Origin of the sequence: Enterobacter sp. RHBSTW-00901 (assembly GCF_014103115.1) — a bacterium.
GTDB classification, from domain to species: Bacteria; Pseudomonadota; Gammaproteobacteria; order Enterobacterales; family Enterobacteriaceae; genus Enterobacter; species Enterobacter cloacae_P.
The window spans coordinates 2,104,888-2,117,771 of sequence record NZ_JABXPB010000001.1 but is presented as its reverse complement, the minus strand read 5'-3'; the positions used below and the strand labels follow the sequence as shown (position 1 = coordinate 2,117,771).

13 protein-coding genes and 1 riboswitch are annotated in these 12,884 nt (G+C 55.0%); of the genes, 8 read left to right on the top strand and 5 right to left on the bottom strand.

Annotated features, from left to right (window positions below; all coding sequences use genetic code 11):
- Positions 1-21: 21 nt before the first annotated feature.
- Positions 22-1,452: a bifunctional D-glycero-beta-D-manno-heptose-7-phosphate kinase/D-glycero-beta-D-manno-heptose 1-phosphate adenylyltransferase HldE gene (hldE, locus tag HV318_RS10160; RefSeq protein ID WP_182272664.1), complete on the top strand. Its 1,431-nt coding sequence runs from the start codon at positions 22-24 to the stop codon at positions 1,450-1,452.
- Between the two features lie 95 nt (positions 1,453-1,547).
- Here hldE and ubiK read toward each other — a convergent pair whose 3' ends face one another.
- Positions 1,548-1,844, bottom strand: coding sequence for a ubiquinone biosynthesis accessory factor UbiK (gene ubiK / locus HV318_RS10155; protein WP_182272663.1), 297 nt, complete (start codon positions 1,842-1,844; stop codon positions 1,548-1,550).
- A 120-nt stretch (positions 1,845-1,964) separates the two neighbouring features.
- A riboswitch (FMN riboswitch) is annotated at positions 1,965-2,115 on the top strand.
- A gap of 107 nt (positions 2,116-2,222) precedes the next feature.
- Between ubiK and ribB the strand changes: the two genes are divergently transcribed.
- Positions 2,223-2,876 (top strand): 3,4-dihydroxy-2-butanone-4-phosphate synthase, encoded by a 654-nt coding sequence (gene ribB, locus HV318_RS10150; RefSeq protein ID WP_182272662.1) that lies wholly within the window; start codon positions 2,223-2,225, stop codon positions 2,874-2,876.
- Positions 2,877-2,907: 31 nt separating this feature from the next.
- Here the strand turns inward: ribB and zupT are convergent, their stop codons facing one another.
- A complete protein-coding gene (gene zupT / locus HV318_RS10145; RefSeq protein ID WP_182272661.1) occupies positions 2,908-3,681 on the bottom strand; it encodes a zinc transporter ZupT in 774 nt (257 codons plus the stop codon).
- 196 nt (positions 3,682-3,877) lie between these two features.
- On the opposite strand from zupT, the gene ygiD reads away from it, so the two are divergent.
- Complete coding sequence (gene ygiD / locus HV318_RS10140; protein WP_182272660.1) at positions 3,878-4,666, top strand: 4,5-DOPA-extradiol-dioxygenase; 789 nt, start codon at positions 3,878-3,880, stop codon at positions 4,664-4,666.
- A 92-nt stretch (positions 4,667-4,758) separates the two neighbouring features.
- Here the strand turns inward: ygiD and HV318_RS10135 are convergent, their stop codons facing one another.
- The 3 genes from HV318_RS10135 to tolC all read right to left on the bottom strand — a co-directional run bounded on the left by HV318_RS10135 (position 4,759) and on the right by tolC (position 8,260).
- Positions 4,759-5,919 carry a glutathionylspermidine synthase family protein gene (locus HV318_RS10135; RefSeq protein WP_182272659.1) on the bottom strand — a complete coding sequence of 387 codons (1,161 nt, stop codon included), beginning with the start codon at positions 5,917-5,919 and terminating at the stop codon, positions 4,759-4,761.
- A 2-nt stretch (positions 5,920-5,921) separates the two neighbouring features.
- Positions 5,922-6,587, bottom strand: coding sequence for a DUF1190 family protein (locus HV318_RS10130; protein WP_182272658.1), 666 nt, complete (start codon positions 6,585-6,587; stop codon positions 5,922-5,924).
- A gap of 194 nt (positions 6,588-6,781) precedes the next feature.
- On the bottom strand, positions 6,782-8,260 hold the full coding sequence (tolC, locus tag HV318_RS10125) for an outer membrane channel protein TolC (RefSeq protein WP_182272657.1): 1,479 nt from the start codon (positions 8,258-8,260) through the stop codon (positions 6,782-6,784).
- A 203-nt stretch (positions 8,261-8,463) separates the two neighbouring features.
- On the opposite strand from tolC, the gene nudF reads away from it, so the two are divergent.
- The 5 genes from nudF to parE are packed head-to-tail and all read left to right on the top strand — an operon-like array spanning position 8,464 to position 12,872.
- Positions 8,464-9,096, top strand: coding sequence for an ADP-ribose diphosphatase (nudF, locus tag HV318_RS10120; protein ID WP_182272656.1), 633 nt, complete (start codon positions 8,464-8,466; stop codon positions 9,094-9,096).
- Entirely contained in the window at positions 9,093-9,515 is a 423-nt protein-coding gene (locus HV318_RS10115) for a DUF1249 family protein (RefSeq protein ID WP_014833293.1), read from the top strand. Before nudF ends, HV318_RS10115 begins: the two co-directional genes overlap by 4 nt.
- A 27-nt stretch (positions 9,516-9,542) precedes the next feature.
- Positions 9,543-10,370 (top strand): 3',5'-cyclic-AMP phosphodiesterase, encoded by an 828-nt coding sequence (cpdA, locus tag HV318_RS10110; RefSeq protein ID WP_182272655.1) that lies wholly within the window; start codon positions 9,543-9,545, stop codon positions 10,368-10,370.
- Positions 10,370-10,951, top strand: coding sequence for an esterase YqiA (gene yqiA / locus HV318_RS10105; RefSeq protein ID WP_182272654.1), 582 nt, complete (start codon positions 10,370-10,372; stop codon positions 10,949-10,951). Before cpdA ends, yqiA begins: the two co-directional genes overlap by 1 nt.
- A gap of 28 nt (positions 10,952-10,979) precedes the next feature.
- Positions 10,980-12,872, top strand: a complete 1,893-nt coding sequence (gene parE, locus HV318_RS10100; protein WP_182272653.1) for a DNA topoisomerase IV subunit B — start codon at positions 10,980-10,982, stop codon at positions 12,870-12,872.
- The last annotated feature ends 12 nt before the right edge of the window (positions 12,873-12,884 follow it).

Sequence of the window (12,884 nt, the reverse complement as noted above, 5' to 3'; positions counted from 1 at the left end):
TGAATCTTTCTGGAGTCAGGAATGAAAGTAACACTGCCAGAGTTTGAACGTGCTGGAGTTATGGTTGTCGGTGATGTGATGCTGGATCGCTACTGGTATGGGCCGACCAGCCGCATCTCCCCGGAAGCACCGGTACCGGTGGTTAAGGTCGACACCATTGAAGAGCGTCCTGGCGGCGCGGCAAACGTGGCGATGAACATTGCCTCTCTGGGCGCACATTCGCGTCTGGTGGGCCTGACTGGCATCGATGATGCGGCGCGTGCGCTGAGCAAGTCGCTGGCGGACGTGAACGTGAAGTGCGACTTCGTTTCTGTTCCGACACACCCGACGATCACCAAGCTGCGCGTGCTGTCGCGTAACCAGCAACTGATCCGCCTCGACTTTGAAGAAGGGTTTGAAGGCGTTGATCCTGAGCCGCTGCACGAGCGTATCAATCAGGCTCTGGGCGGTATCGGTGCGCTGGTGCTGTCCGACTATGCCAAAGGCGCGCTGGCGAGCGTGCAGACGATGATCCAGCTGGCGCGTAAAGCCAATGTACCGGTGCTGATCGACCCGAAAGGCACGGACTTTGAGCGCTATCGTGGTGCAACGCTGCTGACGCCAAACCTCTCTGAGTTTGAAGCGGTGGCGGGTAAGTGTAAAACCGAGCAAGAGCTGGTTGAACGCGGCATGAAAATCATCGCTGATTTCGAACTTTCTGCACTGCTGGTGACCCGTTCCGAGCAGGGGATGACGCTGTTGCAGCCGGGCAAAGCCCCACTGCATATGCCAACCCAGGCGCAGGAAGTCTACGACGTGACCGGTGCCGGTGATACGGTGATTGGCGTGCTGGCGGCAACGCTGGCGGCAGGCAACTCTCTTGAAGAAGCGTGTTACTTCGCCAACGCCGCTGCAGGTGTGGTGGTCGGTAAACTTGGTACTTCAACCGTTTCGCCTATCGAGCTGGAAAACGCGGTGCGCGGTCGTGCGGATACCGGGTTTGGCGTGATGAGCGAAGACGAGCTGAAAGCGGCCGTTGCTGCTGCGCGCAAGCGTGGTGAGAAAGTGGTGATGACCAACGGTGTGTTCGACATTTTGCACGCGGGCCACGTCTCTTATCTGGCGAATGCGCGCAAGCTGGGCGATCGCCTGATTGTGGCGGTGAACAGCGATGCGTCAACGAAACGCCTGAAAGGCGAAACGCGCCCGGTGAACCCGCTGGAGCAGCGTATGATTGTGCTCGGTGCGCTGGAAGCCGTGGACTGGGTCGTGTCGTTTGAAGAAGATACTCCACAGCGTTTGATTGCCGGTATCTTGCCAGACCTGCTGGTGAAAGGTGGCGATTACAAACCAGAGCAAATTGCCGGTAGCGAAGAGGTCTGGGCTAACGGCGGTGAAGTGATGGTGCTCAACTTTGAGGACGGGTGTTCTACCACCAACATCATTAAGAAGATCCAGAAAGACAGTCAGTAATCTGTGCGGGCTGATGCCCTCACCCCAACCCTCTCCCAGTGGGAGAGGGAGCAAACACTAAAAACGGCAACCTCGGTTACCGTTTTGCATTTACCTTACTCCTGGTCATCCACCGGCGGGATCGCTGGTGCCGGTTTCACGTCTTCCGGTGCATTGCGGTTTTCCAGCTCGGTCAGACGCTGTTCCAGCAGCGCCAGTTTTTCGCGGGTGCGCAGCAGAACCTGCGTTTGCACATCAAATTCTTCACGGCTGACTAAATCAAGGCGAACCAGCTGTGCCTGCAGCGTCTGGCGGATTTTCTTCTCAACGTCATCACCAAATTCACGAATGCCTTTCGGCATGGATTCATGAACCTGACGCGCAATTTGCTCAATTTTTTTTGGGTCAATCATTGTGGCTTCCCTTGATCAAAAGGTGTTAGTGCCCATTGTAGCGCGTCATGGCGTGGGTTAAACAAAATTGTTTGATGCTTATGCATTGCCCAGGGTAATCAATAGCGTTATAGTTATCTCGCTTATTCTCAGGGCGGGGCGAAATTCCCCACCGGCGGTAAATCAGCGTCTTGCTGAAAGCCCGCGAGCGCTTTGGGTGAAAACTCAAAGGTCAGCAGATCCGGTGTAATTCCGGGGCCGACGGTTAGAGTCCGGATGGGAGAGAGTAACGATCCAGTCGGGCATGGGCCCGCTCACGTTATTTTTTTGCCGCTTATACGGCGCTCCTAAGACTGCCCTGATTCTGGTAACCATAAATTTAATGAGGTTTTTTTTACCATGAATCAGACGCTACTTTCCTCTTTTGGCACGTCAACTCAACGTATTGAACATGCACTGGATGCACTGCGCGAAGGCCGCGGTGTAATGGTGCTTGACGATGAAAACCGTGAAAACGAAGGCGACATGATTTTCGCCGCCGAAAACATGACCGTTGAGCAGATGGCGCTGACCATTCGTCATGGCAGCGGCATCGTATGCCTGTGTATTAACGAAGACCGTCGCAAGCAGCTCGACCTGCCAATGATGGTTGAAAACAACACCAGCGCCTTTGGTACAGGTTTTACCGTGACCATCGAAGCTGCGCATGGCGTGACGACCGGTGTGTCTGCGGCTGACCGTCTGACCACCGTGCGTGCAGCGATTGCCGATGGTGCGCAACCATCCGATCTGCACCGCCCTGGCCATGTCTTCCCGCTGCGCGCGCAAGCGGGTGGTGTACTGACTCGCGGCGGCCACACCGAAGCGACCATCGACCTGGTCACGCTGGCAGGCTTCAAACCAGCAGGTGTGCTGTGTGAGCTGACCAACGATGACGGTACGATGGCACGTGCGCCAGAGTGCATCACTTTTGCCCGCCTGCACAATATGCCGGTGGTGACAATTGAAGATCTGGTGGAGTACCGCCAGGCGCACGAGCGCAAAGCCAGCTGACAGTAAAACGCCGGGATATCCCGGCGTTCTTTTATCCGATGCCCGCTGTCTGTAGCAATACCAGACTCAACCCCATCACCGACATCCCGCACAGAACGCCGTAGCTCGGGTTGTTATTCGGATCGATCTCTTTTGCCAGCGGCATTAACTCATCCACGGACAGTGCGACCATGATACCTGCCACCGCGGCCATAATAGCGGCCATCACGACAGGCGAAACCAGACTACCGAGGATCAGCCAGGCCAGGACACCACCAAGAATTTCGGCCAGTCCTGAGATCCCCGCCCAGAATACTGCAGTGCGTTTCGACCCTGTGGCTGCATATACCGGTCCGGCAACGGCCAGTCCTTCAGGAATATTGTGTAAGGCTACTGCCAGCGCGATACCAAAACCCAGCTCAAGGTTATTACTGGCGGTCACGTAGGTGGCAACGCCCTCCGGGAAATTATGCAGGCTGATGCCAAGCGTCAGCAGAATAGCGGTTCGCTTAATACTGCCCGGTAACGGCGTGATGTTTTTCTGCATCAAATCCTGTGGGTGTGCGTGGGGCAGCATTCGGTCGAGAGCAAAGTAGCCCAGCAGTCCAAACACAAACATGCCGTAACCCAGAACAGGCGACATCCCTTCTGTGCCCAGTGCGGCAGGCAGCATTTCCATCAAAGAGATAAGCAGCATGATCCCGGCGGCAAAGCCGAGCGAGAAAGCCAGCACACGGTTAGACGGCTTCTGGCCGAGTACACCGAGGAATGCACCAAGGAAGGTCGCGGCACCTGCAAATAGGGTCAGGATCAAGGGGACTGACATGCATTTTTCCTTATGATAATCATTCTCATTTATATTAATGATTCATTGCGGCCAAAGCGAGTGAGGTTGTTATGCTTTACACATTCCTTACATTCAAATTTCCTGATGATGATCATCACGGTTATCTGCGTTCATCCTCGCCAGATTACGCGTAATGTAGCACCATTAAATTGACACCTTCTGTAAGGATATCGCCATGACTTCTTCACGTATGCCTGCACTGTTTTTAGGCCACGGCAGCCCAATGAACGTTCTGGAAGATAACGTTTATACCCGCGCCTGGCGTCATCTGGGTGAGACGTTGCCGCGCCCGAAAGCGATTGTGGTGGTTTCTGCACACTGGTTCACGCGTGGTACTGGCGTCACCGCGATGGAAGCCCCGAAAACCATTCATGATTTCGGTGGTTTCCCGCAGGCACTGTACGACACGCATTACCCTGCTCCTGGCTCTCCGGAGCTGGCGCAACAGCTGGTGGATCTGCTGGCACCTGTTCCGGTCACACTGGATAAAGAAGCGTGGGGTTTTGACCACGGCTCGTGGGGGGTGCTGATTAAAATGTACCCGGATGCTGATATCCCGATGGTGCAGCTGAGCATCGACAGCACCAAACCGGCAGCCTGGCACATGGAGATGGGGCGTAAACTGGCCAGCCTTCGTGATGAAGGTATTATGCTGGTCGCAAGCGGTAACGTGGTGCATAACCTGCGCACGGCACGCTGGCACGGCGAAAACACACCGTACCCGTGGGCGACATCCTTTAACGACTATGTAAAAGCCAATCTGACCTGGCAAGGCCCGGTTGAACAGCACCCGCTGGTGAACTACATGGAAAGTGAAGGGGGGGCGCTCTCCAACCCAACGCCGGATCACTTCCTGCCTCTGCTGTATGTCTTAGGCGCGTGGGACGGCCAGGAACCGATTACCCTTCCGGTTGATGGCATTGAAATGGGCAGTTTGAGTATGCTGTCGGTGCAGATAGGGTAATCAAAGCAAAACGGCAACCAGAGGTTACCGTTTGTCGTGCTTGCTCCCTCTTCCTGTGGAAGAGGGGCGGGGTGAGAGCATCGGGCTGCACTCTACTCTACGAAAATATGTGGATAGAATCGTGACAGATCCTGGGTGATCAGCGCTCTGTCTTCACGAATACCAATCCCGGCGGGTTGATCGTTGATAAGCCAGCTACCAATCAGCGTGTAGCTGTCGCCAAACTTCGGCAGTTGATAAAATTCCTGGACGATCATCCCTTCTTCGCCGTAAGGCCCTTCGGCCGCTTCCAGCGTTTTGCCGTTTTCGATAATCGACACGTTCGCCCCTTCACGGGAGAAAATCGGCTTAATAACGTATTTCTCCATTTGCGGATGGTCGTCTTCCGCAAAGTATGCAGGCAGCAGATTCGGGTGGTTCGGGAACATCTCCCACAGCATCGGCAGCAGAGCTTTGTTGGAGATAATGCTCTTCCAGGCAGGTTCCAGCCAGCGCACGCCCGCATCTTCCAGCTTGGTGGAGAACATTTCGCGCAGCATGTATTCCCACGGGTAGAGTTTGAACAGGTTGCTGATCACCTGATCCTGCAGATCGGTGAACTGGCCTTTCTCACCCAGACCGATATCTTCGATATAAAGGAACTCGGTCGCCACTTCCGCTTCGGCTGCGCAGTCCTGCAAATACTGAACCGTTCCACGGTCTTCTTCCGTGTCGCGGCAGCAGGCAAGATGCAGCAGGTTAAAACCGTGCTGTTCACGCAGCTCAGCGAAACGCTCAATCAGCTTTTCCTGCAGGCTGTTGAACTGGTCGCTGCCTTCCGGCAGGTTCCCGGCATTGACCTGGTCTTCCAGCCAGATCCACTGGAAGAACGCCGCTTCGTACAACGAGGTTGGCGTATCGGCGTTGTTTTCTAAGAGCTTAGGTTCACCCACGCCGTCCCACGCCAGATCCAGACGCGAGTAAAGCGATGGCTGGCTGGTTTTCCACGACTGGCGCACAAAGCTCCAGGTGTGTTTTGGAATGCGGAACTTCGCCATCAGTGCGTCGCTGTCGATGACTTTTTCCACCACCTTCAGGCACATCTGGTGCAGTTCTGCCGTTACCTCTTCCAGTTTCTCAACCTGAGCAATCGTGAGCTTGTAGTAAGCATCTTCACACCAGTACGGTTCGCCGTACATGGTGTGGAAGTTAAAACCGTATTCGGTGGCTTTTTCACGCCAGTCCGGGCGCTCGGTGATACTGACTCGTTCCATGATCAACCACCCATTGAGCGGGTAGAGGAACCCGTCGCGCTACGCTGCATGGTGGTTTGTTTCGCGACAGATTCACCGAACCCGCCACGGGTTATGGTGCTGGTGGTCGCCGGTTTTGGTGCCATTGCCGTTTTAGGGACGGTCATGGTACGGCCTGGCGTTGCTGCGCCGTAACCTTTGCCGCTGGCATCGGTGTATTGACCGTAAGCCGGGCTGGCCGGGTTTTTCGAGCTAAACATCGGCTGCTGCTGGAAGCCTGCACCGCCACCCATCAGGCGACCCATCATGTAGCCTGCCATCAGCGGCATCCAGAAACTGCCGCTGGACTGTGCCTGCGCCTGGTTTTCCGGCGCGGTACCCGCTTTAGCCGGTGCTTGCTGGCACTGGCCTTCACCGAATTCCGCTACGCAGTCTTCGCGTGAGGCATATTTCGGTGCGGTACGTTCTGCTTCTTTCAGGGCATTGTTATAAGCCGTAGTACATTCTGCGGTTTTACCGGTAGCGGTAGAGCAGTCGTCCGCGTTTTGATACAGCGATACATTTTCGTCGCTTTTCTCACAGCCCGCCAGCATAAAGACGGCAGTGATCGCCAGTGCGACAGGTGTAAGGTGACGCGCATTCCAGCTTTTGCGGAACGAAGCGTGATTAATGGATTTTGTCCGTTTCATCTTTGTCTTCCTGGACCCAGTGGTAATAACGCTCAGGATAGAGGATGAGTGGTTGAAAATGAAGCGAAGAGGGGCTGAATCAGGGGGATCTTTACGTTGGCTTACGTTTGAGTGTGATTTTACATCAGGTGGCGCTGCGCTTACCCGGCCTGCGGTGAATCAGGCATGATAAGCGCAACGCCATCAGGCAATGCTTAGTGACGGAACGGATTATTACCGTTGCTGGCAGGCGTCGTGGAACGCGTTGCCGCTGGCTGTGCAGCAGGGGTGTTGCTGTTACCGTTGAAGTTATCAACGGCGGCAACCTGCTGCGGGTTCTCCGGTGCAACGTTTTCAGGCGAAGTCGAAATCGGCTTGCCCAGTGCGCTGTTCAGCGACTGCAGATCCTGCTCGTTCAGCGTACCCAGCGCTTGTTTGATATTCAGCTGGTTAATCAGGTACTGGTAACGTGCGCTGGAGAGTTGCTGCTTGGCGTTGTACAGCGTGGTGGTCGCATCCAGAACGTCAACGATGGTACGCGTACCGACCGAGTAGCCTGCTTCCATCGCATCCAGAGAGCTTTGGGCAGAGACAACGGCCTGTTTATAAGCGTTGATGCTACTGATAGAGGCGTTCACGTTGTTGAAGGACGAGCGTACGGTCTGCACCACGTTGCGGTGTGCGCTTTCCAGCTGCTCGCTCGCGCCAACAAAGTTGTACTGCGCCTGTTTCACCTGGGAGTTCACCATACCGCCCTGGTACAGCGGCAGGGAGAAGTTCAGACCCACTTTGTTCTGACCGATGTTGCTGTCGTCATACTGGGCCGTATTGGTTTTTGAACCGCTGTAGGTGGTATCAGAAACGCCGGTAGAGGCGCTCAGGCTCAGGGTTGGCAGGTGGCCATCCTGCGCCTGACGGATCTGCTCGCGAGCCAGATCCTGGCTCAGACGCGCCTGTAACAGCGTCAGGTTACGGTTTTCCGCTTCTTTCAGCAGGGCGTTTACCGCCTGCGGCTTATCGGTTTTGAAGCTGTCGACGTTCAGAGAAGCCAGCTCAGGGTAGTAGTTACCGGTGACCTGACGCAGTGATTCCAGGGCGTTGTCGAGGTTGTTACGCGCGGTCACTTCGTTGGCCAGTACGCTGTCGTACTGTGAACGGGCGTTCTGGACGTCAGTAATCGCCACCAGGCCGACGTTGAAACGCTGAGTGGTTTGATCTAACTGGCGGTAAATGGCCTGTTTCTGCGCTTCGGTATAGGAGAGCGAGTCAATCGCGCTCAGCACGTTGAAGTAGGCGGTCGCGGTGTTCAGGATCAGCGTTTGCTGGTTGGTCTGATAGGTCACATCCTGGATACCTGCGCTCTTTTCCTGCAGCGTCAGTGCGCGCCATTTAGACATATCAAACAGCGTCTGCGTCAGTTGCAGTGATGCACTGGTGGCATTGGAGTTAATGCCGTTGCTATCGCGGAAACCGTTGCTGTAGGTATAATCTGCACCTAAGCCTAACTGCGGCAGCAATGGGCTACGCGCTTCGTTAATCTTTTCAAACGCAGCATCACGATCGGCCGCCGATTTACGTAAATCAGGGTTGCCCAGACGTGCCTGCTGGTAGACCTGTAACAGGTTATCTGCCTGGCTCATTGCACTGAAGCCCGTCAGGCCCAGGCCGATAAGGATGGGGAGCAATTTCTTCATTTGCATTCCTTGTTGTGAAGCAGTATTAGCGCTGATCTAATTAAAAATAATTGCCGATTCTAACAGAATCTTCCACACCAAAAGGTTGGCGTTACGTGCCATCTGGCGGTAATTTGCACCAATCTACCATATAGCCTTACAAACGGCAGCCAAACAGCCTTGAAATTCATAATTTCATCACCATTGCTACCAGGACTCGACTCATGCAAAAAACAGACAAGTTGCCAGTGACATTCGCCAAAAACGATGTAGAAATTATTGCACGAGAAACGCTTTATCGCGGTTTTTTTTCGATGGATCTTTACCGTTTCAGGCATCGCCTGTTCAACGGTGGGATGAGCGGCGAAATTCGGCGCGAAATTTTTGAGCGCGGGCATGCGGCAGTCTTGCTACCCTTTGACCCAGTGCGCGATGAAGTTGTCCTTATTGAGCAAATTCGAATTGCCGCTTATGACGTAAGCGAAAGTCCGTGGCTGCTGGAGATGGTGGCCGGGATGATCGAAGAGGGGGAATCGGTCGAAGACGTTGCCCGCCGCGAGGCGCTGGAAGAGGCGGGGCTGGTTGTCGGTCGTACGAAACCGGTGCTGAGCTATCTGGCAAGCCCGGGCGGTACCAGTGAGCGCTTGTCCATTATGGTGGGCGAAGTGGACGCCACGACGGCGGATGGGATCCACGGTCTGGCTGAAGAACACGAAGATATTCGGGTTCATGTGGTGAGCCGGGAGCAGGCTTACCAGTGGGTTGAAGAGGGGAAAATCGACAACGCAGCCTCTGTCATCGCTCTGCAATGGCTGCAACTGCATTATCAGACATTACGAAACGAGTGGAAAAAATGAAGCGCTATACACCTGACTTCCCAGAAATGATGCGCCTGTGCGAAACCAATTTCGCACAATTGCGCCGCCTGTTGCCGAAAAACGACGCACCCGGCGAAACGGTGAGCTATCAGGTGAGCAACGCGCAGTATCGGTTAACGATAACAGAATCAACGCGCTACACTACGCTGGTGGAGATTGAGCAAACGGCTCCCAGCATTAGCTACTGGAGTCTGCCGTCGATGACGGTACGTCTCTATCACGACGCGATGGTCGCTGAAGTGTGTTCAAGCCAGCAGATCTTTCGCTTCAAAGCGCGATATGATTACCCGAATAAAAAGTTGCATCAACGCGACGAAAAGCATCAAATTAACCAGTTTTTAGCCGACTGGCTGAGATATTGTTTAGCACATGGAGCAATGGCGATTCCGGTTTGTTAGCGTCATAAACCTACCTAAGGACACCATTTGGAAAGCCTGTTGAACCTGACTGTTGCTGGTGGGGCACCAGTCAGGATATTACAAATCACCGATACTCACCTTTTTGCCGAAAAGCATGAGACTCTGCTGGGCGTGAACACCTGGGAGAGTTATCAGGCTGTACTTAGCGCGATTCATGCCGAAAACCGCGCATGCGATTTGATTGTCGCAACGGGCGATCTGGCGCAGGATCAATCCTCCGCGGCCTATCAGCATTTTGCTGAGGGGATCGCGAGCTTCAGCGTGCCTTGCGTCTGGCTGCCGGGCAACCATGATTTCCAGCCTGCTATGTACAATTCACTCCATGAGGCGGGAATTTCTCCGGCGAAGTGTGTGTTTGCGGGTGACCAGTGGCAGATATTACTGCTCGACAGCCAGGTATTTGGTGTCCCACATGGTGAGTTAAGCGAGTTTCAGCTCGACTGGCTGGAAAACAAACTGGCCGCTGAGCCGTCGCGTCATACGCTGCTGTTGCTTCATCATCACCCACTGCCAGCGGGCTGTAGCTGGCTTGATCAACACAGTCTGCGCAACTCTGCGGCACTGGACAGCGTTCTGGTGAAGTTCCCGCGGGTGAAAAACCTGCTGTGCGGACATATTCACCAGGAGCAGGATCTCGACTGGAACGGTCGCCGCCTGCTTGCAACCCCGTCGACCTGCGTTCAGTTTAAGCCACACTGCGCCAACTTTACCCTGGATACTATCGCACCGGGCTGGCGCTGGCTGGAACTGCACGCCGATGGTTCGCTGACCACGGAAGTGTGCCGTTTGTCAGGTGCAAAATTCCGCCCGGATACCGCTTCAGAAGGCTATTGATGTCTACGCTTCTCTATCTTCATGGGTTCAACAGCTCACCGCGTTCCGCAAAAGCGACACAGCTTCGCCAGTGGCTGAGCGAGCATCATCCGCACGTTGAGATGATCGTTCCGCAGCTGCCGCCCTACCCGGCAGATGTGGCGGAGATGCTTGAATCTATTGTTCTGGAACACGGCGGCGAATCCTTCGGCGTGGTTGGCTCATCGCTGGGCGGCTATTACGCCACCTGGCTGTCGCAATGCTTTATGCTGCCCGCTGTCGTGGTTAACCCGGCGGTACGGCCATTTGAGCTGCTGAGGGACTTTCTTGGACAGAACGAGAACCCCTACACCGGCCAACAATATGTGCTAGAGTCTCGCCATATTTACGATCTCAAAGTTATGCAGGTAGACCCGCTTGAAGCGCCCGATCTCATCTGGCTGCTGCAACAGACGGGTGATGAAGTGCTGGATTACCGCCAGGCAGTGGCGTATTACGCATCCTGCCGCCAGACTATAGAAGAGGGCGGAAACCATGCTTTCACGGGCTTTGAGGATCATTTCACCCAGATTGTCGATTTTCTTGGACTGCACAGCCTCTGACAATCAATGCGAATTGCTAGTTTAAATCATGACGCAAACCTATAACGCTGATGCCATTGAGGTACTCACCGGGCTTGAGCCGGTTCGCCGCCGCCCGGGGATGTACACCGATACGACGCGCCCAAACCACCTGGGCCAGGAAGTTATTGATAACAGTGTGGACGAAGCGCTGGCAGGCCATGCCAAACGCGTTGACGTTATCCTGCATGCCGATCAGTCGCTGGAAGTCATTGACGACGGTCGCGGTATGCCGGTGGATATCCACCCGGAAGAGGGGGTTCCGGCCGTTGAGCTGATCCTCTGTCGTCTGCATGCGGGCGGTAAGTTCTCCAATAAGAACTACCAGTTCTCCGGTGGTTTGCATGGCGTGGGGATTTCCGTCGTAAACGCCCTGTCTAAACGCGTGGAAGTGAACGTTCGCCGTGACGGCCAGGTTTACAACATCGCGTTTGAAAACGGCGACAAGGTGCAGGAGCTTCAGGTCGTCGGTACATGCGGAAAACGTAACACCGGTACCAGCGTTCACTTCTGGCCTGACGAAAGCTTCTTCGACAGCCCACGTTTTTCTGTTTCTCGCCTGACGCACCTGCTGAAAGCCAAAGCGGTACTTTGCCCGGGCGTGGAAATTACCTTTAAAGATAACGTCAACAACACCGAGCAGAGCTGGCGCTACGAAGATGGTCTTAACGACTATTTGTGCGAAGCGGTAAACGGCCTGCCGACGTTGCCGGAAAAACCGTTTGTCGGTAATTTTTCGGGTGATACCGAAGCGGTGGACTGGGCGCTACTGTGGCTGCCGGAAGGCGGTGAGTTGCTGACGGAAAGCTACGTCAACCTGATCCCGACCATGCTTGGCGGTACGCACGTCAACGGTCTGCGTCAGGGGCTGCTGGATGCGATGCGCGAATTCTGCGAATACCGCAACATTCTGCCGCGTGGTGTGAAGCTGTCGGCGGAAGACATCTGGGATCGTTGTGCCTACGTGCTGTCCGTGAAGATGCAGGATCCGCAGTTTGCCGGGCAGACCAAAGAACGCCTGTCATCACGTCAGTGTGCGGCGTTCGTTTCCGGCGTGGTGAAAGATGCCTTCACCCTGTGGCTGAACCAGAACGTTCAGGCTGCGGAAATGCTGGCCGAAATGGCGATTTCCAGCGCCCAGCGTCGTCTGCGTGCGGCGAAAAAGGTCGTACGTAAAAAGCTGACCAGCGGCCCTGCGCTGCCGGGCAAGCTGGCGGACTGTACCGCACAGGATCTTAATCGCACCGAGCTGTTCCTCGTGGAAGGGGACTCGGCAGGGGGATCGGCCAAGCAGGCGCGCGATCGTGAATATCAGGCGATCATGCCGCTCAAGGGTAAGATCCTGAATACCTGGGAAGTCTCTTCGGATGAAGTGCTGGCCTCGCAGGAAGTACACGACATCTCCGTGGCGATCGGCATTGATCCGGACAGCGACGATCTGAGCCAGCTGCGCTATGGCAAGATCTGTATCCTCGCGGATGCGGACTCCGATGGTCTGCACATCGCCACGCTGCTGTGCGCGCTGTTTGTGAAGCATTTCCGTACGCTGGTGAAAAACGGTCACGTCCACGTGGCGCTGCCACCGCTGTACCGTATCGACCTCGGCAAAGAGGTTTACTACGCGCTGACGGAAGAAGAGAAAGCCGGTGTGCTGGAGCAGCTCAAGCGTAAGAAGGGCAAACCGAACGTTCAGCGCTTTAAAGGGCTGGGTGAGATGAACCCGATGCAGCTGCGCGAAACCACGCTGGATCCGAATACCCGCCGTCTGGTGCAGTTGACTATCAGCGACGAAGACGAACAGCAAACCAATGCCATGATGGATATGCTGCTTGCCAAGAAACGTTCAGAAGACCGACGTAACTGGCTGCAGGAGAAAGGCGATATGGCGGATATTGAGGCCTGATATCCTCATCCT